This is a genomic window from Methylophilus sp. 42 (assembly GCF_000384155.1).
GTDB lineage: Bacteria > Pseudomonadota > Gammaproteobacteria > Burkholderiales > Methylophilaceae > Methylophilus.
On sequence record NZ_KB913031.1, the window covers coordinates 1,379,668 to 1,401,991 of the forward strand.

Below are 22,324 nucleotides of genomic sequence, written 5' to 3' on the forward strand. Positions count from 1 at the left end.
CCTTGCGCCCGTTTTTCTTTTTGCATCATAGAGTTACAGTGGTAAAATCGCGTTTTTGCAATGAACCACATTCTCACATGAGCCAATTTCTCACTGCCGCCCTCTACAAATTCGTCACCCTGGATGACTACAAAGACCTACAACAACCGATTTTAGAGGCTTGCCAGAAGCTGCATATTAAAGGCACCTTGCTGCTGGCAAATGAAGGCATTAATGGCACTATTGCCGGCGCGCCGGAGGATATCCGCGCCATTCTGGCACACTTGCGCCAGGATCCACGGTTGGTGGATTTGGAGCATAAAGAGTCCTGGGCGGACAGTCATCCGTTTTACCGCATGAAGGTCAAACTGAAGAAAGAAATCGTCACCATGGGTGTGCAGGGCGTAGATCCGAATGACGTGGTGGGCACGTATGTGAAGCCTGAAGACTGGAACGCCATTATTTCCGACCCGGACGTGATTGTGCTGGATACGCGCAATGATTACGAAGTGCATATCGGTACCTTCAAGGGCGCCATCGATCCGAAGACAACGACCTTCCGCGAGTTTCCACAATATGTGGCCGATAACCTGGATAAAAACAAACACAAAAAAGTGGCCATGTTCTGCACCGGCGGTATCCGTTGTGAGAAAGCGTCTTCTTTCATGAAGCAGCAGGGCTTTGAAGAGGTGTATCACCTGCAAGGTGGCATCCTCAAATACCTGGAAACCATTCCTCAAGAGCAAAGCCTGTGGGAAGGGGATTGTTTTGTGTTTGACCAGCGCGTGGCCGTCAAACATGGCCTGGAAGTGGGCGACCATGACCAATGCTATGCCTGTCGCATGCCGCTCACCCAGGAGGAAATGCAGAGCGAGCAATATGAAGCAGGTATCTCTTGCCCTTATTGTTTTGATAAATTATCCGCAGACAAAAAAGAGTCGCTGCGTGAACGCCAGAAGCAAGTCAAACTGGCCAGATTGCGCGGCCAGAGCCACATTGGGGATGTGCAAAAGCATCACGACTAACATCACGCTGAGGCATCCGCTGCGGCTTTTTTTGTAGGGCATCATTTAAAATAATTATATTTATGCTAAATTAAACCGCCAAGACATCAGTCAAAAGCTCTCAAATAAGGAGATTGTGATGAAGTGCCCTGCAATACTGGCCAATGAGCAATCAAGGTTGCAAGCCTTGTATGACCATGGTTTGAATAATGAAGGTTTAGTGAAAAGCCTGGACCCTGTGGTTCAAATTGCTGCCCGTATGTTTGACATGCCAGTGGCTGCTGTCAATATGATAGGCAGTGACCATGTCTTTTTTGCCGCGGTCACCGGCGTCGGTGAAGTCGATATGCGTCGCGACGTGTCTTTTTGCGCGCATGCTATCAATCAGATGGAAGTAATGGTGGTGCCCGATGCCACGCAGGATGAGCGCTTCCATGATAATCCGCTGGTCACTGGCGAGGCGCAATTACGCTTTTATGCCGGTGTCCGCTTGCTTTCGCCCGATGGCTTGGCTTTGGGTGCCTTGTGTGTGGTGGATAACCAGCCGCATTTCGATTTTTCTCCTGATGATCAATGCCGCTTACAAGAGCTGGCACAGATGGTTTCTGACCGTCTGGAGCTTAAGCGCATCGAAACCCATACCAATCGCTCCCGACCCGACTTTGCCTCTTATGCCGGGCATTCTTCTACACCCGTGGTCTGGTTTAATGACCACGGCCAAATCACCGCCTGGAACACGGCTGCCGCGCAATCTCATGGCTACAGTCTGGCAGAAGGTATCGGCCAGCCGGTTGAAATGCTTCTGGTCGAGCGTGACCGCGCGACTTTCCGTGACATGGTCGCGCGCGCCGTGGCTGCCGGATCTCTTGATGACCTCGATATGTCTTTTGAAGCGCGCGGTTTACGTAAAGGCGGCAGCGAGTTTCAACTTGGCTTCTCGCTGTTTGGCTGGAAAGCCGAAGATGAAATGCGTTTTGAGGTCATCCTGAAAGACATTACGGCCCAGCGACTGACAGCGCCTGTGACTGACCAGCAAAATACGCTGGATCCGCTCACTGGTTTGGCTAACCGCGCCAGATATTACCGAGTCGTCGAAGACGCGATTATTGCCAATATCCCGATTGCGGTACTCATGATTGATTTTGATAGCTTTAAAGATATCAATGACACCCTGGGGCACGCCTGTGGGGATAGTATTCTTAAGGAAATGGCTCATCGCCTGAGCCAGATGGTGGGGGCAGCAGGCGTGGTGGCACGTATAGGTGGCGACGAGTTTGCGATTGTGCTGCTTGATGTAGCCAGCCCGGAGTACGCGTTGGCGCTCGCGGAGCAGGCCATTAATTTAATTGCCCAGCCGATGGTGATACGTGAAGATGAAGTGCGCGTCATTGCAAGCTGCGGTGTGGCGCTGGCGCCTATTCATGCCCACGAGACGCTGGAACTGGTCAGCGATGCTGATTTGGCCCTGTTTAAAGCCAAAGCCATGGGGCGTGGGCGCGCCTGTGTGTTCAGCCCGGTATTGCGCCTGGAGGCTGTCGCCAGGCGCCTGTATGCCATGGAGCTGTACCGCGCAGTCAATGAAGGCGAGTTTTTGCTCTATTACCAGCCACAGGTTAACCTGACCACCGGCACCGTGACCGGGGCGGAGGCGTTGATACGCTGGCGCCATCCCAAACGCGGCATTCTGGCCCCGATTTCTTTTTTACCTGCCCTCGAAAATGGCACGCTGGCTGCCACCGTCGGTGCCTGGGTGCTGGATGAGGCCTGTGCGCAAGTGGCTTATTGGCGCAGGCATACAGGCGCTGATTTGCGTATCGGCGTCAACCTGTTTGGCGCGCAGTTCCAGGCGGGGGATTTATATGCAGAGGTGGTCTCCACGCTGGCGAGGCATGGTCTGCCGCCTTCTGCGCTGGAGTTGGAAGTCACAGAAAATATTGCCCTCGATGGCGATGAAGTGGTACTGAATATTTTGCACAGGCTGAAAGCCTATGGCGTTGGCATTGCGTTTGATGATTTTGGCACCGGATACGCATCGCTAAGTCAGCTTAAAACCTATCCACTCACGCGTATTAAAATTGACCGCAGCTTTGTGCAAGGTATGCTGGAGCAAAAGAAAGACGATTCTGTAGTCAGCGCGACGCTGGATATCGCGCATGCTTTCGATTTGCAAGCCATTGCAGAAGGCATAGAGACCCAGCAGCAATACGAGTATCTACGCGCCAAATGCTGTGAAGAGGGGCAGGGCGAGTTGTTTGGCAAGCCTATGCCCGCAAATCAGTTTGCGCAACTGATCGGACTTAACCAGTATTCATCGGCGGCTTAACCTATCCTTGCCGGGCAGGCTCTCTTTCTGGCAACATTGCGGACGAATGGTCCACTACAACATCTCAGGGAGAGAGACATGAAATTGTTAGATAAACTTGCCGGTGAGCACGCGGCATTGCCGCCAAAGTTCACAGGCAAAGCCATCCTCATGGCTGGGTTAGGTGGCATGATTGCCATCAGTATTGCCGCGCTGATGAGTGCGCGCCTAGATCAGTTGCTGGTGCTGGGGTCATTTGGCGCGTCATGCGTCATTTTGTTTGCTTACCCGGATGCACCGTTTGCCCAGCCACGCAATGTGATTGGTGGCCATTTTTTAAGTTCGTTGATCGGTCTGCTGGTCGTGTCTCAACTGGGCGTTGGTTGGTGGGCGCTAGGGATTGCGGTAGGCCTTGCGATTGCGGCCATGATGTTCACCCGGACCGTGCATCCTCCTGCAGGTTCTAATCCAGTCATCGTCTGGTTGATTGCCAGCCAGGGTGCCATAAGCTGGCAGTTTCTGTGGTTTCCCACCCTGTTTGGTGCCGTTGTGATTACCGTTGTCGCGCTGGTATATAACAACCTCACGCGTGAGGGAAGCTACCCCAAATACTGGTTTTAAATCACATCTGGTTTTAAATCACGTCCAGCGGGCTGGCTACGCCACGCCCGCCCTTATTGAGCACATGCGTATAAATCATGGTGGTGGATACATCACTGTGCCCCAATAACTCCTGCACCGTACGAATATCATAACCACCTTCCAGCAGATGTGTCGCAAAGCTGTGCCGCAGCGTGTGCGGTGTGGCCAGTTTAGCGATATTGCCGGCCTTGGCAGCCTTTTTTACTGCGCGTTGCACTGTTTTTTCATCAGCATGATGGCGACGAATCTGGTTGTTTGCCGGGTCTATTGAGCGCTTGATAGAAGGAAACACATATTGCCAAGACCATTCGCGCCCAGCCCCCGGATATTTTTTATCGAGCGCCATTGGCATAAACACCTCGCCAAACCCTGCCGCCAGATCCTCATCATGCAGCTGTTTTACTTTCAGCAGATGTTGTTTCAAAGACTCAATTAAGGCCGCGGGCAGCATAGTCACCCGGTCTTTAAACCCCTTACCTTCACGCACTAAAATCTCCCGTTTAACAAAGTCTATGTCTTTCACTCGCAAACGCAGACACTCCATCACGCGTAAGCCACTACCGTATAGCAAACTACCAATCAGCCACATCGTGCCATCCAGCCGATTGAGCAGGGCCTGCACCTCAGGCTTGTTAAGCACCACCGGCATGCGCTTAGGTGCTTTTGCTTGTGTCACATTGTCCAGCCAGGGCAGCTCAATCTCCAGCACCTCTTTATATAAAAACAGCAGAGCGCTTTTCGCCTGATTTTGCGTGCTGGCAGACACATTTCGTGCCACCGCCAAATGGGTTAAAAAGTCCTCCACCTCAGTCACCCCCATATCACGCGGATGTCGCTTGCCATGGTGCAAGATATATCGTTTAATCCATTGTATGTAAGCCTCTTCAGTACGCTTGCTGTAGTGCTTCACTCGCAAGCGCTCTACAATAGATGGAAATAACTTTGGCACTGGCTTTACCTCAGGTGTGTTCTCCATCGCGTAACTCCTAAACTTAGGTGTAATATAAAGATACACCTCATTGATTTTATTATGATAAATAAATCTATAAATTTTATAGCCCCTAGACTAAATAAATTATTATTGTCGTTTTTGGGGTCTAATTAACGTTAGGCTATTCTTAAAACCTTCTCGTTTTAGCCTGCGTTGCTTGCGTTTAAATGGTCTGTTTTTGTGGTCTTGGTTGGCGTTTGGTTTAGTTAAGTTGGTGGCTTTTTTAACGCTAGGTTTTGTTGGGCTACGCACGTTAATTTCCACTTAGTTTGTGCGCTTGCTATTGTTGGCAGCTCGGTGCTTTTCCGTTACTGTTTTAGTTATTCACGGTTTTGGGGTCGCTTGTTATGTCACCATTTGTTCAGTTTCAAGCGCGGTGGTTGTTTCTCCAGCCTAACCCGTCATTCAAGCAGGACGCGCTAAAGCGCGCCCCTTAATTCAAACGTTAGGGCCCTTAAATTCGATATGTACTTAATCGCTTCCCTCAGTTTATTGGTAGTTGTTGGCGCACTGATGTGGCTGTTAAGTCGAGCTTGTTCGCGAGCATCACCGCGTGTTCGCTATATCCTTCGTGCTACTAGCGTTTTTGCCACCGTGGTCACTTTGCTTGGTGCCATTGCTTCGGCACAATTTCCAGGTCCAGTGAGCCGCTATTCAGAAATGTCTTTGGCTTTTTATCTCCGCCACAGCATCATTCCAGTAAGCGGTGTCACGGCATTTCTTATCCCACTTTGGTTCACTCTTGGCGTTAGCTCTTCTGGCTCGCAAGCGTTTCGCTTCCACCCAGCCATGTCCATCTCTGTGGCTGTTGCAGCTGCTGCATTTAGCCTAGTTGGGCTTGCACTAGCCATTTTTGTCGGGTGTAATCACGCAGGGGCTTGCTTTTGAGTAGTCAGGTCCCTAACCCATCCATTAAGCGGGACTGGCGAGAACAAGCATCTATGAAAATAATTTTAATAACATCGGCTGTGCCACCATTGTCGCCAGCCCCTTATCTCAAACGTTAGAGACCTGATTCTATATGCCGATATCCGATAAATCCTACAAAATTATTTGGGGCCAATTCGCCGGTCGATGTGCTCTATGCCGCAAGGAGGTTATCCATCTCACAGAAAGTGGAGTCACATCTCTCACCGGAGAGGTTGCCCACATTGTTGGCGAACAGGAAAATGCGGCACGGGGGAGGTCATCTCTTTCCTTGGATGACAGAAATGACCCAGACAATCTAATGTTGCTATGCAGAGAGCATCATAAAATTGTCGACGACGACGAGAAAACTTATACCGTTGAGCAACTAGAGGGCATAAAGCTTTCGTACCTAGAATGGCTCAAGAGCACACTCAGCCCAACAAAACCTTGGCGATCAACCCTATCGCAACTTTGCTATATCAATGTTCCAAGACTATGTGAACAAGCCGAACTCAAAGGTTACCAAGTCGATTTAAGCAAGTATCGGGAAGACAAGACATTGCACAGCCTCCGATGGGAGCTGAATCATGTGATGTCCGCATTTCAACAAGTACTAAGGGAGCTGGAGTTCTCGGCACTTCCCTTGCAAGAGTTGGCCCTCCATGAAGGGCATATCGGCCACCCGATTTCTTTTGACCGTACGCGCTTTAGAACAAAAAACATTGCATTTGAAGCGATTAATGCAACAAGCCGATGGAATCAGAGCTTTACTGGCGACCTAACAAAAGACCCTCATATTTATTCAAAGTTAGGGGAATTTAAACTCGTTATTTTCATTGACCCCAACTGGATAACTACCTCTACGGCATTTACTTTATTCAAGCCGTCGTCAGGTCAAAGCGTGTTTTCCGGATTGGGGAGGATTACCAACGTTGACTATGAGGCAAAGGTAGTAACGGCAACTGCATGGGTAATTGGCTTACCCCCTGGCCCATTTGATACTCTATCCAAAAGCCCGGAATCACAAACCGAAAATCCCGTAGCACTTTCTCCGGAACAAAATCTAGACGCCCTGGTTGATATGCGAGAGGCTGCTCGCCATAGCATTTACTTTTCTCCGCCACCTGATGAATGCGACCTTTGCCGTAAATCTCTTTTGGGTGAAAAGTTCATGATTGATGGCGGCGTACGTGGGGCTAGCTATTGGGCGTGCATGTGCTCTAGCTGCTATTTGCGTAAAGGGCGCGGTATTGCTTGGGGGTTAGGCCAGCTTTACCTCCGGGACAAACATGGGTGGCTTGCAGTTGCGGGTTTAGACCCATCCGGTCCTGCAGATGAAACTCTCTAACTTCTCGGTCAAGAGGGACCGTCTTCCGGCGTACCGCCTCCAGACAGCCCCTTACCTCCAACGTTGGGCCGCAGGCACACAATGACATCCTTCATCACCGACACATCATTTGACAGCCGCCTCCGATCAGCCATTTCCGCTGCGTGGGCAGTCTTTGCCCGGAAGGTTGGCAGTACACTCATCCCAATCAACAAGGAAGCCTCAATGCAGCTTCAGTACGCCTATGTCCTGAAGCAGCTCTTGCCTCTTGCGGTTCAATATCCTGACGAGAGCGCAGAGCTTGAACTGGAGCCAGGCGTCAGGACGGCCACGGGCTCAAACAATATCGACATCCTCGTCCATGGAACGTCCTCCGCTGGCAAAACCAAGATTGCCGTTGAGATGAAGTGTTATCGCAAGCTGGCCGCTTCGGGGGGAACTCGTGGCGCCCACGACATTTTCATGAAAGATGTCTACGAAGATCTACAGATATTGGAACAGTATGTCGCCCAAGGCATCGCCTCTCGTGGCGTCGCGTTGGTAATGAACGACCTTGAACGCTTTGTGAATCCAACCGTGAAGTCTGGCAAGTGCTGGACCTACGATACATCTCAGGGCCACACGTTCAAGGGTGGGCGCTTCACCGTACCGATTGGTGGCAAGCCTGTAAGCATCGAACTCACTCGCTCGTACACCTTTAACTGGGAAAAGTTCGGCCAGTTCTGGTTCTGTGAATTGGAGGGCACTGTAGCCCAACCCATCATTCCACCGGACCTGTCGCGGCAAGCCGCGCCAGTCCGGTGAATTCAAACGTTAGGCAAATTGGAGAGAGTATTTTGGCTGTTCCGTCTAAAATAAAAATTAAAAGAATTCCAGATTACTACACGAAAACAATTGGCAAATATGATCAAGGCCAGTTCATGGCTTTAATTACAGCAACGTTACCTATTCCAATACCTAAAAATTGGGAAAAGCAAAAGCGCTGGTATGCCGTGTTACATACCTTCACAGCAGAAGGCAGACATCTAAAAACTGAGGCTATATTCGCTGGTACAGAGTCTGACGGTGAGAATGTTTTCATGCCTTGTGCAAGAAAAATTCGCGATGAGATGGTAACTGGCCTTAAAAATCATCAATTTTGTGATGTCGAGGTAGAGCAGTTTTCAGTTCAGATTGACGGTTTTACTTTTGGGCTCGTAGATGCATCTAAGCCTGAAGAAAATTATGAAAGTGTGCATCTGCTACCAAACGACTTTGCATTCTTCAAGCCTTGGGATGGTAGCTTTGATGTCTAGTGCGTGCATTTCTTAAGGCATCCATCAAGTGGGACTGGCTAAAGCCAGCCCCTTACTTTAAACGTTAAGCTTCACGAGTTTTGATAACTTCGGAGTGATCGTATGTCAGTTGAAGAAAGCGTCATTTTTACTTCCAGGGTTTTGCCATTCTCCCCAGCAGCTATTTACGCTGCTTTTTCATCTCCAGAGTTGCTTGCTCAATGGTGGGGACCGGAAGGGTTCAATAATGTATTTGAGGTATTCGAGTTTAAGGCAGGCGGGCAGTGGACGTTTGTGATGCATGGCCCGGATGGTCAGCGTTATCCGAATGAAAGCGTGTTTGCTGCGCTTGAGCCGAATAGCCAAATTGTGATTGAGCATGTTTGTGCACCGTTATTTACACTGACAGTGAAGCTGACTGCAGTAGCCAATGGCACTGAGCTGAGTTGGGCGCAAGCGTTTGCGGATGTTGAGACTGCCCAAGCTGTTAGGCATATTGTCGAGCCAGCCAACGAACAAAATCTGGATAGATTGACGCGCGTGCTGAGCAAGCTCGCATAAGTGCACTTCGCCTATGCCGTTTGAGGTGATATGCTTCGTATGGCGTGGGGACGACCTCACTGCTTTCTTCAATTGGGGACGGCCCTATGTCATTGTGAGGTGTTTATGAACTGGGTCATTCTTGTGGTTGCTGGGTTATTTGAAATTGGTTGGGCGGTCGGCTTAAAGTACACAGAAGGGTTTACACGACTTTGGCCTACGGTTGGCACCGTGCTTTCTATGGTGATTAGCCTGGGTTTGCTGGGGGTGGCGATGAAGTCTTTGCCCATGGGCACTGCCTACGCGATTTGGGTAGGCGTAGGCGCAGTCGGCACGGTGATCCTCGGCATTGTGCTGCTGGGAGAGTCGGCACATCCTTTACGGCTGATCAGCCTGGCCTTCATTGTGGTCGGCATTATCGGCTTGAAGTTTGCAACGCCTGCATAATTTTTATTGAAGGGGGCGTGATACGCTCCCTGTGATTCAAAAATAACCAGCGCAAATGCCGCTGGTGTCGTTTGGGAGAGCCACTTGCAGTTTGTTGCTTGTAAGCATGAGGCGCATGCGCAGCAAATCCTTGATATTTTCAATGATGCGATTCTGCATTCGACAGCGCTGTATGATTACAAACCTCGTGTGTTGGATGCCATGGTGCCGTGGTTTGAGGCTAAAGCCTTGCATGGTTTTCCGGTGATTGGCGCGGTGAATCATGAGGGTGTGCTGCTGGGATTTGCCAGCTACGGCACCTTCCGTGCCTGGCCTGCGTATAAATATACGGTAGAACATTCAGTCTATGTACATCCGGCACATCGCGGCAAAGGCGTGGGGCTAGCCCTGATGCAGCAGTTGATGGCCGCGGCCAGGGATCAACAGGTACATGTGATGGTGGGTGGCATAGATGTAGAAAATGCAGGTAGTATTGCGCTCCACAAGCGGCTTGGTTTCACCCATGCCGGTACCATCAGGCAAGCTGGCTTCAAGTTTGGCCGCTGGCTGGATTTGGGGTTTTATCAATATATCCTCGACACACCGGAGCACCCTGTTGATGGCTAAGACTTTGAGCGTTTATTCACTCGCTTTGTTTTGTTTTTGCGGTGCAGCAAGTGCAGGTAGTGCATTACCCAAAGACGTGACGCTGTTTGTGGAACAGCGCGAGGCTTGTGACCATTGGCGCGGAGAATATGGCTACGATGAAGAACGGCAAGCCGATATTGATCAGGCGGTGTGCCAGTCTTGTGTAGGGACGGATGACAAGCTCGCCAAACTCAAGCGCAAATACCGTGGCAGAAAAGAGATTCTGAATAAATTGGATGCGTTTGAGGCTGATATCGAGCCTGAAGATACATCGAAAACCGCTGCGTTTTGCCAACAGGTGAGTCGCCAGCATGCGCGCAAGCACTAGGCCATGGCAATGAAGCCGCATATTAGCGTGATTACGTTGGGCGTAGAGGACCTTGAGCGGTCATTACGGTTTTATCGAGAGGGACTTGGCTTTAAAACCGAAGGCATTATTGGCGAGGAGTATGAATATGGTGCCGTGGTGTTTATTCAGCTTGCTTCTGGTTTAAAACTGGCGCTGTGGCCACGCAAGAGCATTAGCCATGATACCGGACTGGCTTTGACGCCTTCCAGCGCGACTGAGTTTACGCTGGGGCATAATGTGTCTTCGGCACAAGAGGTCGATCATGTCATGGCGCAAGCACTATCGGCTGGTGCCAGAGTGATCAAACCCGCACACGAGACGTTCTGGGGCGGCTATGCGGGCTACTTTCAGGACCCGGATGGGCATGTCTGGGAAGTGGTCTGGAACCCGGCCTGGGTTGTTGAGGTGGCATAATTTTTTTAAAATAGAATTTGTTCAAACTAGCGGGCTAATCAGCAAAAAATCCGGGAAATCTCATCATGTCTAATCTCACCGTCACAGAAATCAAAGCCTTTGTTCCCTCCAAGAACTTCGAGCTTTCCAAGCAGTTTTATAAAGACATGGGCTTTACCATGGCGTCAGAAGGTGGCGGCGTGGCTTATTTTCATTATGCGCATGTGAGCTTTCTGTTGCAGGATTTTTGTGCGGATAACCTGGCCGAGAATTTCATGATGCATTTGCTGGTGCATGATGTCGACGCCTGGTGGGACAAAATACAAGAGAGCGGCATTATTCAGACCTATGGTGTAAAAGTATGGCCGATTCAGTTGCAAAGCTGGGGCATGCGTGATTTTTGTATTGCCGATCCATCCGGTGTGTTGTGGCGCATTGGGCAAAATGTGGATTGATCATTAACCATATGATGGTTAAGGGGATTTTGAAGGGTCGGCAGTTGCCGGCCTTTTTTATTTTGGGCGGGTGTGATGCCTGGCATGTGATATTGGGATAGTGCTATTTAATATTTTTTAACAGATCGCATCTGCAGGGGCGATAGTTTGCTATATTGAGCGCACAACGTGCTATGAGTGGGTACCAGATGTCGAGTCAGTACACGGGCATGTTGAGTAAATCATCGGCTATTTAAAAAAGGAGAGGGCGCAATGAAAAAATATGTCGCAGAGTTTTTTGGCACATTCTGGTTGGTGATAGGGGGCTGTGGTAGTGCCGTATTGGCAGCGGCTTTTCCTGATGTAGGGATCGGCTTGCTGGGGGTATCACTGGCGTTTGGTTTGACCGTGCTGACCATGGCATTTGCCATTGGGCATATTTCTGGCTGTCACTTGAATCCGGCCGTGTCTATCGGGTTGTGGGCTGGTGGCCGTTTTCAGGCCAAAGAATTGCTGCCGTATATTGTTTCGCAGGTATTGGGCGCAATTGTGGCCGGTGGCATATTGTATGTGATCGCCAGCGGCAAAGCGGGCTTCGATGTGACCGCAGGCTTTGCCTCTAATGGCTATGATGCGCATTCCCCTGGCGGCTATAGCCTGCAGGCAGCGTTTGTGAGCGAAGTGGTCATGACCATGATGTTCCTGATTGTGATTATGGGTGCCACCGACAAACGTGCACCACAAGGCTTCGCACCGATCGCGATTGGTTTGTGTTTAACCTTGATACATTTGATCTCTATCCCGGTCACCAATACCTCGGTGAATCCTGCGCGCAGCACTGGCGTGGCCGTGTTTGTTGATGGCTGGGCGATTTCACAGCTTTGGTTATTCTGGCTGGCGCCGATTATAGGCGCAGTGTTAGGTGCAGTCATTTACCGTTTTATCGGTAGCGAGAAAGCTTAATCATGTTTTAGTTAAAAAAGACTGGCTACGGCCGGTCTTTTTAATTTCTATGCAAACGTCATCTCTTTAACAGCCATGAGCGCACTTGCTATACTGGTCTCTTACAAAATTTGGGAGTTGCATTTATGGTGAGTCAATGGTTGTTCTGGGCGCTGCTGTCGGCCTGCTTTGCTGCACTGACGGCCATTTTTGCCAAGATCGGTATTCAGGGCATAGACTCTGATTTTGCGACTTTGATTCGTACGGTGCTGATTACGCTGGTGCTGGCCCCGTTCGTCTGGCTGGCGGGTAAATGGAGTAATCCATTCACGCTACCCGGCCGTTCACTGGTTTTTCTCAGCTTATCCGCTTTGGCCACTGGAGGCTCGTGGATTTGCTATTTTCGTGCGCTGCAGTTGGGCGAAGCCTCCAAGGTCGCGCCGGTGGATAAGCTGAGCCTGGTGCTGGTTGCGGTGTTTGCCTGCCTGTTTTTGGGCGAGCGCTTAAATGCACGTGAGTGGCTGGGCTTAGCGCTGGTGGCTGTCGGTGTGCTGGTGCTGGCAATCAAACGTTAGCGACACATTCACACAGGCATAGCTCAAACTGGCTATTGCAAAGCTGGGAGATTCATTTATAAACAGGGTTGGCTATTGCAAACCATGTGGCCCCGGCAGGGGCTTTTTTTATGATATCAATCACTTTGAATGAGTGATCTGTTTTCGCAGACCAGAAAGAGTAAGAATGACGAATCAGCGTCGATTAATGGCCTATCTGTTTGTTGCCTGCCTGCCACTGCTGGCAGCTAGTTGTTGCAGCACAGTGCCTAGCACGATCACCCAGGCGCCTGTTGTGAAGCCCAAATCCGCCTCACAAGCGGCTTTGCATGTGATCGGCGTTTACCAGGGGCAGCTGCCGGAAACCGCGGATAAACGACCATGGTGGGCGCAGTGCCAGGCGATGAACGAGGCCGCAGTTAAATCAGAACCTTCCATTATGAATACGTGCCAGGCATTGTTAAATCCTGGACGAGATCAGCGCACGATTACCGTGAATGTCAGTGATGAGACGACGCCGATTATTTTAGGCCTGATGGCCTATGAGGGGGTCACCTGGCAGATTAAAACCACGCCTGGCGTGGTGATTGAGAAAGTGATTCTTGCCGGGTATCACCAACAGCGCATTCAAGGGGTCGGCGATGCACAAGTTGACGTGTATAGTTACGACAATAGCCCTTGTGATCGTTGCGTGCAAAAAGGGCGCTATTTTTATGCTTATGAGCGCGTGCCGTTCGAAATGGAAGTCGCTGCCGGCGTGAGGGCCAGTTCATTTCAAGGTAATTACACGGGTGGCACTTACCAGATATTTAAAGGCATGCAGTAAGTCACTGTTGCCCAGAGGCATATTAGAGGCATATTGTCTTAAGGATAAAGCGTTTTAAATTTTTATGGTTGGAGTCTGAGTTGTTACGTGGTTTGATTTATGGTTTGAGTATTTTGCATCTGGGGCCTGGCTTCGCTTTTGCGGTGGTTGCCTTTGGCTGTGAGGATACATTTTCTTTCTTGCAAGCGGTTTGTCAGCAGGATGCATTTGCGGCGTTTATCAAGCTGACATTGGCTGCCTGGGGCGTGATGATTTTGGCCTTGCTGTTGAAAATAATAGTTACAAATTACATTAACAAAAATAAATAAATTATTGATTTATATTAGTATTAAATCCTAAATAATAAGGTTTTGTAAACTTTTTTTGGATGGGGGACTCGAAAAGAAGCTAGCTAACGGAGAGTCTTGTTTTGCATTATTCTAATCAGCGATGTTCAATCGCGAACGCTGCCCTTGGGGCATTCAGTGTCATTATTGCTTTGTGTCTAAGTTGTGTATTGCCAGTCACGGCGTTGGCCGGTGAAGATGTGGTGCCCAGGTTGTTGCTGTCTGGAAGCGAGGCGGCTGAGGCTGATAAAGAAGCCAACAAAGCCCCCGAGCCACCCAGGATCAGTTCTGTGTTTGGCACGCAAACCCTCAAGGAATACAAATTACCCTTTGAAGATCAGTATCCGTCCGGTCCTTTTGAACGGCTGGATAAAAAACTATTCCTGTTTATCAGCAAGTGTGGCGAAGTGTTTTTCGTGCGCCAGAACGACAGCATGGAGTTGGTGAAGCCAGGCAAACCCTTGGCTAAGTTTATCCCTGGCGGCGAAACCTCGGCTGACGAAAGCAGCAGTAAGCAGTTGGTGTATTGCCGGGAATTGTCTGGTGTGAAAGACTCTTTGCTGGTGGGCAAAACCCTCTATGTGGCTTATACCGCCTGGGATGAGGCAAGTAATGGTGTGCGGCTGGCCGTAAGTGAGTTTGAGGTCGACGTCGAGAATAGTGAAGTCAGCTTTGACCGTGAGATTTATATCAGCCGCCCAGCCATTAAAGAACCAATTTTAGGCCATCAGGTAGGCGGCAAGTTGGCGCTGGGTGAGAATGAGCGTACTTTATACCTTAGCCTCGGCGATTTTTCCAAGCCAGACCGTGTTCAGGACAAAACGACCTCCTTAGGCAAAGTCGTGCGTATTGATTTGCAGCGCCTGAATGCTGAAGTCTATGCTTCCGGTTTCCGCTCGCCTTCAGGCGGCTTGTATTTTGACCGTGAAAGCAATGAGCTATGGCTCACCGATCATGGCCCCCGTGGCGGTGATGAAATTAACCTGATCAAACGCGGCAAAAACTATGGCTGGCCGATTGTCAGTTATGGCACGATCTATGAGCGCGATGGCATGAGCGGCTATTATGGTAACAAGTTTAATAGCCATGAAGGCTACGAAAAACCAGCGATGACGTTTGTGCCTTCGATCGGTATCGGTCCCTTGGTAAAATATCCATCCACCGGCCGCAATGACTTCTGGGATAACGATCTGTTTGTTGCTGGCATGGGCAATACCACCTTGTACCGCGTGCGCAAAGAGGGCACGTCTCTGGTCTATGCCGAGCCGGTATTGAGCGGCTATCGTATACGTGCGATCCAGATTGACCAGAACGGTACTTTTTACCTCAAAACAGACCATAACCAATTGCTGATTTCAGAGCAGGAATAATTCGGCTTGCGCCGCTGCTTTCAAAACTGTCCCTTGCCCGTGCATGCAATCTGTCATACATTGTGAGGCAGGTAAGTTCACACGTCTTTTGCGACAAAGGGAGGGTGGTATGGCAAAGTTTATCCCAGGGCAGGAAATCAAAACCAACACGGCCAGCATTGAAGTCACGGTAGATGCGACGAACCCTCTGCCACCGGGGCGGCATCGCTTCCGTCTGGTGGTTGAAGACGACGCAGGCAACCAGTCCTCGCCGAGCGAGGTGGAGGTGCTCGTGGTGGATAAAACCCGGCCAACTGCAGTGCTGGATGCGCCTGCATCTGTTTCTTTTGGTGCGTCATTTACCCTGTCCGGTGCGCGCTCATTTGATTTGCCACCAGGCAAAATTAGTAACTACCGATGGCTGCAAATTTCTTGAACGTGTGATGAAACCTACGCAAAAACTATCGCTGGTGGCCTTGGCTGGCGCCATATTGGCGGTTTGCTTTGAGATTATTGCCGCCAGCAGTTTACGTTTTTTAAGCCAGCGCGCAGGGTTGCTCATCACTTTGTGGACGGTGATGCCTTATGTCATTCTGTTTGCTGGCAGGTATTTCTTTCACCGCTGTGATATCCAGAAACAATGGTTGAGGTTTGCCGTGTTCGAAGTGCTGGTCGTTGTATGGGTATATGGCCAGACCTTGCTCATGTATCCTGATGCACAGGAAGGGCTTATTTTTCTGTTTTTGCCCTTATTACAGGCGATGTTTAATCTTGCGGCTGGGGTATTACTTTACTGGCTGCAATACAGGCGCGTTGCGAAGAGCGTACCCGATGCGGCAGAATGTGCATAAAAACAGCGTTGCTGCTTAGACTCCCCCATTCAGGCGAGTAAATAGCTCGCCTATCCTCTGGAATTGAATTCTTTTGCTGAAAACACTATTTCTATTTGCACTGACCGCCGTCGCTGAAATTGTTGGCTGTTATTTGCCTTATTTGTGGTTAAGGGCCGGTAAAAGTGCCTGGCTATTAGTGCCTGCGGCACTCAGCCTGGCATTGTTCGCCTGGTTGCTGACGCTGCACCCAACGGCGGCTGGGCGTGTCTATGCCGCTTACGGCGGTGTGTATATCGGCGTCGCGATTATCTGGTTGTGGCTGGTGGATGGCATTAAACCTTCCGGCTGGGATATGCTGGGGGTGGCCGTCGCTATGTTGGGTATGGCTATTATCATGTTTGCGCCGAGGCCAGTATGAGTTTGGCGATGGTTTTTCTGCGCAGTGCATGTGTTGCCTCGGTACTTGCGGGATGTGCTGTCAAGGTGCCGGTAGTGAGCTCCGAGGCAGTGGTGTTTGATTGCCAGAATGGCGAAGTATTGCGTGTACGCTTTGTGGCTGAGCCTGCCAGTGCGGTGCTGATGCGTGAGCAAAGTGAAATCAGCCTGCCACAGCAGCCCAGCGGTTCAGGATTTATCTACAGCAACGGGCCGAATACCATCCGCGGTAAAGGCAATGCCTTGACGGTAGAGATTGGCCGCATGCTGCCCATCCAGTGCCAGGCCAGATAATCAAAGGCCTGCTCGGCAGGCCTTTGTGTGACATTAAAAGTCTATTGTTGCTGAAAGCAGGGCCGTGCGTGGGGCACCCATGGTAATAAAGCTGCGCGATACTGAGTTCCAGTAATTTTTATCCGCCAGGTTCATTACATTGGCGCGTAACGTCACTTTGTTGCCCGAGAAGTGTGTGACATAACGTGCACCTGCATCAAAGGTAGTCCATCCGGGAATGCTTTGTGTATTGGCATTATCCGCTTGTGCTTCGCTAAAGCTGGAAATTCGGCCAGTCAGCGTTAAACCGGGGAGCGCATAAATATCATATTCGCCATTGATCACCACATTGACTTTAGGTACGCCAATCGCATCTTTGCCATTGTTGATGCCGTTGAGTGTTTTTGTTTGTTCTGCATCAATAAAAGTGACGCCGCCAAGTAGGCGTAGTCCACTCAAGGGTTGACCAAAGGTTGACAGTTCCAGGCCACGGTTGCGTTGTTCGCCGTCATCGACCAGACGGCCGGCGGTAGTGGTAAAGACATTGGGTTGCGTAATCTGGAAAACGGCGGCAGTGACACCAAAGGTTCCGGCATTATATTTCACTCCAACCTCATGTTGCTTGGCGACAAATGGCGGCAACTGTTCGTTAGGGTTGGACGCTGTGCTGGGTGCAATAGCGCCTTGAGATAAGCCTTCACTGTAATTGCCATACAAAGAGTAATTGCCGAGTTTAACCAGCAGCGCAGTCGTTGGTGTGACTTTGCTCTCATCATAAGCATTTACTTTAGAGCCGTTGTTAAAAATCCCGCTGTAAAGTGTTTGCTGACGTGCACCCAAGGTGAGTAACACATTGTCTTGCACAAAACCGAAGGTGTTGATGAGGCCAATGCTGTTTAATTGCAAGTCGCCGTTTTGTGGAATCACGCCAAAATTGACCGTGGGTTTAGGCAGATTAGGGCTTTGATAGATATTGCCGGTGTATGGCGCCGTGGCATGTGCGACGGCACCCCCAGCGGTACGGTTAAAGTCGTTGTAGACAAGCGCATAATTGTTGCTGACACTGCCCAGTTGCTTAAAACCACGCAAACCTACCTCGTAGGTGTCAACCTCATACCAGCCTCGATAACCACCGACACGTGCGGTGAAATCGCCTGCGCTGTTGATGATGCGGCGTCCTTGTGAGCCCGCATAAAAATATTCTTCATTGCCTTTGGCTTGCCCGTAGTTAATGTAAGCAGTCAGGGCGGGCGTGAATTCGTATTCGAATTTTGTCATCCAATAATGTGAGTCGCCTTTAAAGAACTCCCAGTCGTTGACAAAGTTTTTATCATTTTGCGGGGCACGCGGTAACGCAAAACCTGAGCCATAAGTAATGTTAGCTGAATAGCCTCGGGTTAAGCGATCCTGGCTTGCCAGGTCAAAGCTGGCGGTGAGTTTTTCACCGCGATAATCCACCGCCAAAGAGCCAATATGCATGCGGTCTGATTGGCGGCTGATCGGCGTGTCGCCATCACGTGCCAGCACATTCAGGCGCACGCCCCAGGCGTTGTCTTCACCAAATCGGCGACCCAGATCAAGGTGTCCGCCAAACTGGCTGTCTGAAATATAACTGGCGGTGAAACGATTAAGCGGCGTGTCGCCAGCGCGTTTTGAGACCAAGTTAATATTGCCACCCGTGACGCCAAATGGGCTGCTGCCATTGAGCATGGAAGCAGGGCCTTTTAATACATCGACCCGTTCATAGAAGTCAGGCGCAATGCGGCGCAAGTCGGTCATGCCATATAAACCATTAATACCCACCTGGTTGGTGAATAAAGGAAATCCGCGAATATGGTAGGTTTCACTGTCGCCATATTCCGCCATGGCGCTGCGGGTAGAAGGATCTGCAGCAATAATATCAGCCAGGCGTCTTGCTTGTTGGTCAAGCACGAATTCTTCGGTGTAGCTTTGTGTGCTAAATGGGGTATCAAAAATATCGACATTGCCAAGAATACCCATACGGCTGGCTTTTGCCACTTGGCCACCTGCAAAGGGCTGAGACAGGGTGTTAGTGGCGCGTGAACGGCTTGCGCTGACATTGACTTCGGGTAAGGTGTCGGTGTGTGCAGCGACTGGCCTTGGCACAATAATGATGGCGCCATTCGTGGCTTTGGCTTCTAAAGCGGTATCTTTCAGCAATTGTTGCAGGGCTTGCTCGCGCGTTAACAACTTTTTGATGGCAGGCACCGTTTTGCCTTTGACCTGGTTTGCATCAAAGGTCAGGGTAATTGCTGATTGTTTTGCTAAGGCATTGAGAGCATCTTCAAGCTTGCCTGCCGGTAATTTGAAGTCAAATACCTGGTTCTCTTCGGCATAGGCCGCGTTGGAGTAGGTGGCCGTGAAACCAGCACTCACACTTGCAATCAATGCCGCATGCAAGGCGGTTGAAATATGTTTGCGGAAAAATGGTGTTTGTTGATGTGATTGCCCAGGCATTGCGTTAAACCTCTGTGAAAATGAGAGAAATAACCCTATGCCGAATAACTGGGCAAAAACCCGCAGATTTATTGGAATTATTTTTTTCTGATAAGCAATTGCCCGTGCTGCCGGGTGATGCGGATAGGCAAGGTGTGGCCCAATGTTTGTAAAGCATGTTCGGCCGGGTCATTACGATTGAGCTGAAATACGCCAGATACAACCAGGTTGCCGGTATTGTCTTCATAGCTGAGTGGTAGTGTCTGATAACGTGAGAGCTCGGTCATCAAGTGCTCTAAGCGCATTTGTTTGGCGATAATGACGCCATCTACCCAAGCCATTGGGTCAGAATGCGATGACTCAGTTTTAATTGGTAAAGCGCTTGCCCCTTGCATGCGGTAGGTGTCATTAGCATATGCACGGATTTCTGGCTGCTGCGCGACATGCATGGCCACAATCCCCTCGGCCACATGCAGTTGAGTGGTGCTTGCTTGCTGGTATACCGAAAAGCGGGTGCCTATGGCTTCAAATTTTGCCTGCGCCGTATTGACCCAGAAGTGGCGACGTCCAAACAACGCGTCAGTATCGTGGCCGGTGATGAGATAGACTTCACCGTGGTTGAGCACAATTTCACGTTTCAACAGGGTATAGCGCACATCTACACTGGAGTTGGTATTCAGCATGAGTTGCGTGCCATCTGCCAGTTGGAACGTCGCGCGCTGACCAATGTGGGTAGCATAGTGTATTGGCTGTTGCCATGGCGAAACTTGATTGATCAGTAAGGCGGCTGTAAGCAGTGTGACCGTCGTCATCGCCAACGCTTTGAGTTTAGGTTTGCGCGGCTTTGCCGTGATAGTTTGTGCATCAGCACGCGTAATGGTGTTCGCGACAAGCTGCCTGGCGTGTGCTGGAATAGCTGTGAAATTTTGCTCCATGGCATGCAGTGTTTGCCAGGCGTGTTCATGCATGGGATCAAAAGCCCGCCATTCCTGAAAGCGCTGCTGGTCAACATCGCTTGCGGTGCCTGAATTTAACTTGACTGACCAGGCGATCAATTCATCCATAATGTCAGGGGGGATGCTAGCAGATGTACTGATTGGGCGAGCGTTGAGTGTAGACATAGGGCGAGTTTGCTTTGGATGTATTAAGCGCGCGGCACGGTTAATAGGTGGCGTAGTGCCTCGGCCATGTAAGTTTCAACCGTACGCAAGGAAATACCGAGTCGCATTGCAATTTCAGGATAGGTCAGTCCTTCCAGTTTCGACAGCAGAAAAGCATTGCGCACATTCGGTTTTAGTCCACGGAATAAGAGATCTATCTGTAGCAGGATTTCAAGCATGGCAAGATGCTCTTCTGGGGAGGGCGCCAAGGATACTGGTAAATGCCTGATCGCGTCCAGATAGGCTTGTTCTAATGCGCTTTTGCGAAATTGATCCACCATCAGCCCATGCGCCACGGTGCTCAAAAAAGCCCGTGGCTCCTGAATGTGCGTCAATGTGGATGGTTTGGCAACCAGCTTCAGGAACGTATCATGTGCAAGATCATTCGCATGATGAACGCAGCCAAGACGTCGTTTTAACCAATTGACCAGCCAAGCGTGGTGCGTATGATAAAAAGTGCGTAGCGCTTGTTGAGGAGTAGCATCCGCTGCGGGCATGGGGGATTGTTTATGTAATGATAACTATTCTCATATGATATGCATGGAGCATACGACTGTCAACCAAGCACGGGTGACAGGCATTCTGTATGATTGGCATCTATGATGATACGCATGCTTGTTTTTTTGTGGGCATTACCAACGACCTTGATAGGCCTGGTTGCTGGTCTGCTGTGGATATTATTAGGGGCGAAGGTACGCATCAGCCATGGCGTGGTTGAGGTATATGGTGGCCGGATGGCAACGTGTATGTTACAGCTGGGTGGATTCGCTGCCATGGCCTTGGGGCATGTGATTATCGGCTGTTCGCCTGGTGTATTGGATCAACTGCGCACGCACGAACATGTGCATGTCAAGCAAGCTGAGCGCTGGGGGATATTTTTTATTCCAGCTTATTTGCTGGCAGGGTTGTGGCAGCTATTGTGTGGCCGACATGCTTACTATGATCATCCGTTTGAGAGAGAAGCTTTTGCGGCAGAGCGCGCGGAAGGTTTTGCTTGTGATCAAGGGCTTAAATAGTGTTGTTTGACGCAATAAAAAACGCCAGCTTGACTGGCGTTTTTTTGGGTGCTAAATAAGCAACTAAATAAACAGCTTTAGTACAAACTCTCCCAGAATTTCCACCAGACTTTTTCATCTTCATTAATTTTGCCGGTGATCATCGGATTTTCAGGGTAATTGGTTTTCAAAATACGCAATGTATCACCTTTCAGGTCCGCCATATCCATCGCATCGTAGGCGCTAATCATGGTCACCAGGGCATCCTCCACTGAGCTGGAGTTCGGGTAGGTTTCCAAGACATATCTGGAGCGGTTGAGTGCTGCGACATAGGCTTTGCGTTGCATGTAGTAACGTGCCACGTGCATTTCATGCATGGCCAGTGTATTGACCAGATATACCATGCGCTGCGTTGAGTCTTTGGCATAACGGCTGGTCGGAAAGCGCTCAACCAGTTCCTTGAATGCGTTAAATGAGACGCGCAAGGTTTTCGGGTCGCGGTCGTTGATTTCCTGCTTGGTGTATTTCTCCATAATGCCGCGCTCGTTAAATGTCGCCAGACCTTTGAGGTAAAAGGCGTAATCGAGGTTAGGGTGGTTAGGATGCAGCTTGATAAAACGGTCAACGGCGGATAAGCACAGCACTGGCTCAGATTTTTTATAGTAGGCATAAGCCACTTCCAGCTGCGCTTGCGTGGCATAGGCGCCATGCGGATAGCGTGCTTCCAGTTTCTGGAAATACTCAATGGCTTTGTCGTAGTTTTTGTCGGCCATTTTCTCCTGACCCGCAGCGTAGAGGCGTTGTTCTGCCCAGCCCTTGGTCTCATCTGGCGGATTCGGATTGCCGAAAATGGCACAAGCACTCAAAGCCAGCGCGGTGATCAAAATAAAAGCACGCGTGAACAGGGTGTTAAGCGGTAAAATGCGAAGCATGTTGTTTAATGTTGTTTTATCAAA

27 protein-coding genes are annotated in these 22,324 nt (G+C 50.1%); 22 read left to right on the forward strand and 5 right to left on the reverse strand.

Going from position 1 to position 22,324, the window contains the following annotated elements:
• Positions 1 to 77 precede the first annotated feature (77 nt).
• From MET42_RS0106790 to MET42_RS0106800, 3 genes are all read left to right on the forward strand, one after another.
• On the forward strand, positions 78 to 1,004 hold the full coding sequence (locus tag MET42_RS0106790) for a rhodanese-related sulfurtransferase (RefSeq protein ID WP_019882106.1): 927 nt from the start codon (positions 78 to 80) through the stop codon (positions 1,002 to 1,004).
• A gap of 118 nt (positions 1,005 to 1,122) precedes the next feature.
• Complete coding sequence (locus MET42_RS0106795; RefSeq protein WP_019882107.1) at positions 1,123 to 3,306, forward strand: bifunctional diguanylate cyclase/phosphodiesterase; 2,184 nt, start codon at positions 1,123 to 1,125, stop codon at positions 3,304 to 3,306.
• A gap of 78 nt (positions 3,307 to 3,384) precedes the next feature.
• Positions 3,385 to 3,906, forward strand: a complete 522-nt coding sequence (locus MET42_RS0106800) for an HPP family protein (protein ID WP_019882108.1) — start codon at positions 3,385 to 3,387, stop codon at positions 3,904 to 3,906.
• A 13-nt stretch (positions 3,907 to 3,919) separates the two neighbouring features.
• Here MET42_RS0106800 and MET42_RS0106805 read toward each other — a convergent pair whose 3' ends face one another.
• Entirely contained in the window at positions 3,920 to 4,903 is a 984-nt protein-coding gene (locus MET42_RS0106805) for an integron integrase (protein ID WP_019882109.1), read from the reverse strand.
• Between the two features lie 1,036 nt (positions 4,904 to 5,939).
• Between MET42_RS0106805 and MET42_RS0106810 the strand changes: the two genes are divergently transcribed.
• From MET42_RS0106810 to MET42_RS0106895, 18 genes are all read left to right on the forward strand, one after another.
• A complete protein-coding gene (locus MET42_RS0106810) occupies positions 5,940 to 7,175 on the forward strand; it encodes an HNH endonuclease signature motif containing protein (protein WP_019882110.1) in 1,236 nt (411 codons plus the stop codon).
• An 81-nt stretch (positions 7,176 to 7,256) separates the two neighbouring features.
• A complete protein-coding gene (locus tag MET42_RS0106815; protein ID WP_019882111.1) occupies positions 7,257 to 7,958 on the forward strand; it encodes a hypothetical protein in 702 nt (233 codons plus the stop codon).
• A 32-nt stretch (positions 7,959 to 7,990) separates the two neighbouring features.
• Complete coding sequence (locus MET42_RS0106820; RefSeq protein WP_232411366.1) at positions 7,991 to 8,449, forward strand: hypothetical protein; 459 nt, start codon at positions 7,991 to 7,993, stop codon at positions 8,447 to 8,449.
• Between the two features lie 102 nt (positions 8,450 to 8,551).
• Positions 8,552 to 8,989: an SRPBCC domain-containing protein gene (locus MET42_RS14580; protein ID WP_029512354.1), complete on the forward strand. Its 438-nt coding sequence runs from the start codon at positions 8,552 to 8,554 to the stop codon at positions 8,987 to 8,989.
• A gap of 105 nt (positions 8,990 to 9,094) precedes the next feature.
• The gene (gene sugE, locus MET42_RS0106830; protein WP_019882116.1) at positions 9,095 to 9,415 is read left to right on the forward strand and encodes a quaternary ammonium compound efflux SMR transporter SugE; all 321 of its coding nucleotides are present in this window, start codon (positions 9,095 to 9,097) and stop codon (positions 9,413 to 9,415) included.
• An 84-nt stretch (positions 9,416 to 9,499) separates the two neighbouring features.
• A complete protein-coding gene (locus MET42_RS0106835) occupies positions 9,500 to 10,021 on the forward strand; it encodes a GNAT family N-acetyltransferase (protein WP_019882117.1) in 522 nt (173 codons plus the stop codon).
• Positions 10,014 to 10,370 carry a hypothetical protein gene (locus MET42_RS0106840; protein WP_019882118.1) on the forward strand — a complete coding sequence of 119 codons (357 nt, stop codon included), beginning with the start codon at positions 10,014 to 10,016 and terminating at the stop codon, positions 10,368 to 10,370. The genes MET42_RS0106835 and MET42_RS0106840 overlap by 8 nt, the downstream gene beginning before the upstream one ends.
• A gap of 9 nt (positions 10,371 to 10,379) precedes the next feature.
• On the forward strand, positions 10,380 to 10,805 hold the full coding sequence (locus MET42_RS0106845; protein WP_029512355.1) for a VOC family protein: 426 nt from the start codon (positions 10,380 to 10,382) through the stop codon (positions 10,803 to 10,805).
• A 65-nt stretch (positions 10,806 to 10,870) separates the two neighbouring features.
• A complete protein-coding gene (locus MET42_RS0106850; RefSeq protein ID WP_019882121.1) occupies positions 10,871 to 11,239 on the forward strand; it encodes a VOC family protein in 369 nt (122 codons plus the stop codon).
• Between the two features lie 252 nt (positions 11,240 to 11,491).
• Positions 11,492 to 12,181, forward strand: a complete 690-nt coding sequence (gene aqpZ / locus MET42_RS0106855) for an aquaporin Z (RefSeq protein WP_019882122.1) — start codon at positions 11,492 to 11,494, stop codon at positions 12,179 to 12,181.
• 125 nt (positions 12,182 to 12,306) lie between these two features.
• On the forward strand, positions 12,307 to 12,735 hold the full coding sequence (locus tag MET42_RS0106860) for an EamA family transporter (RefSeq protein WP_019882123.1): 429 nt from the start codon (positions 12,307 to 12,309) through the stop codon (positions 12,733 to 12,735).
• Positions 12,736 to 12,901: 166 nt separating this feature from the next.
• Positions 12,902 to 13,540, forward strand: coding sequence for a hypothetical protein (locus MET42_RS0106865; RefSeq protein ID WP_232411368.1), 639 nt, complete (start codon positions 12,902 to 12,904; stop codon positions 13,538 to 13,540).
• A gap of 80 nt (positions 13,541 to 13,620) precedes the next feature.
• On the forward strand, positions 13,621 to 13,848 hold the full coding sequence (locus MET42_RS0106870; protein ID WP_232411370.1) for a hypothetical protein: 228 nt from the start codon (positions 13,621 to 13,623) through the stop codon (positions 13,846 to 13,848).
• A 188-nt stretch (positions 13,849 to 14,036) separates the two neighbouring features.
• A complete protein-coding gene (locus tag MET42_RS0106875; protein WP_019882128.1) occupies positions 14,037 to 15,236 on the forward strand; it encodes a PQQ-dependent sugar dehydrogenase in 1,200 nt (399 codons plus the stop codon).
• Positions 15,237 to 15,345: 109 nt separating this feature from the next.
• Entirely contained in the window at positions 15,346 to 15,651 is a 306-nt protein-coding gene (locus MET42_RS0106880) for a hypothetical protein (protein WP_019882129.1), read from the forward strand.
• A 7-nt stretch (positions 15,652 to 15,658) separates the two neighbouring features.
• Positions 15,659 to 16,066, forward strand: coding sequence for a hypothetical protein (locus MET42_RS0106885; RefSeq protein WP_019882130.1), 408 nt, complete (start codon positions 15,659 to 15,661; stop codon positions 16,064 to 16,066).
• Positions 16,067 to 16,133: 67 nt separating this feature from the next.
• Complete coding sequence (locus MET42_RS0106890) at positions 16,134 to 16,466, forward strand: YnfA family protein (protein ID WP_198289784.1); 333 nt, start codon at positions 16,134 to 16,136, stop codon at positions 16,464 to 16,466.
• Between the two features lie 74 nt (positions 16,467 to 16,540).
• Positions 16,541 to 16,777 carry an MliC family protein gene (locus MET42_RS0106895; RefSeq protein WP_232411371.1) on the forward strand — a complete coding sequence of 79 codons (237 nt, stop codon included), beginning with the start codon at positions 16,541 to 16,543 and terminating at the stop codon, positions 16,775 to 16,777.
• Between the two features lie 33 nt (positions 16,778 to 16,810).
• Here MET42_RS0106895 and MET42_RS0106900 read toward each other — a convergent pair whose 3' ends face one another.
• The 3 genes from MET42_RS0106900 to MET42_RS0106910 form a co-directional block, all read right to left on the reverse strand.
• Positions 16,811 to 19,234, reverse strand: coding sequence for a TonB-dependent receptor (locus tag MET42_RS0106900; protein ID WP_019882133.1), 2,424 nt, complete (start codon positions 19,232 to 19,234; stop codon positions 16,811 to 16,813).
• A 77-nt stretch (positions 19,235 to 19,311) separates the two neighbouring features.
• Positions 19,312 to 20,334, reverse strand: a complete 1,023-nt coding sequence (locus MET42_RS0106905; protein WP_232411372.1) for a FecR domain-containing protein — start codon at positions 20,332 to 20,334, stop codon at positions 19,312 to 19,314.
• Positions 20,335 to 20,357: 23 nt separating this feature from the next.
• Complete coding sequence (locus tag MET42_RS0106910) at positions 20,358 to 20,870, reverse strand: sigma-70 family RNA polymerase sigma factor (protein ID WP_019882135.1); 513 nt, start codon at positions 20,868 to 20,870, stop codon at positions 20,358 to 20,360.
• Positions 20,871 to 20,984: 114 nt separating this feature from the next.
• Between MET42_RS0106910 and MET42_RS0106920 the strand changes: the two genes are divergently transcribed.
• A complete protein-coding gene (locus MET42_RS0106920) occupies positions 20,985 to 21,389 on the forward strand; it encodes a hypothetical protein (protein ID WP_232411373.1) in 405 nt (134 codons plus the stop codon).
• A gap of 77 nt (positions 21,390 to 21,466) precedes the next feature.
• Here the strand turns inward: MET42_RS0106920 and MET42_RS0106925 are convergent, their stop codons facing one another.
• Positions 21,467 to 22,300, reverse strand: coding sequence for an outer membrane protein assembly factor BamD (locus tag MET42_RS0106925; RefSeq protein WP_019882139.1), 834 nt, complete (start codon positions 22,298 to 22,300; stop codon positions 21,467 to 21,469).
• Positions 22,301 to 22,324 lie beyond the last annotated feature (24 nt).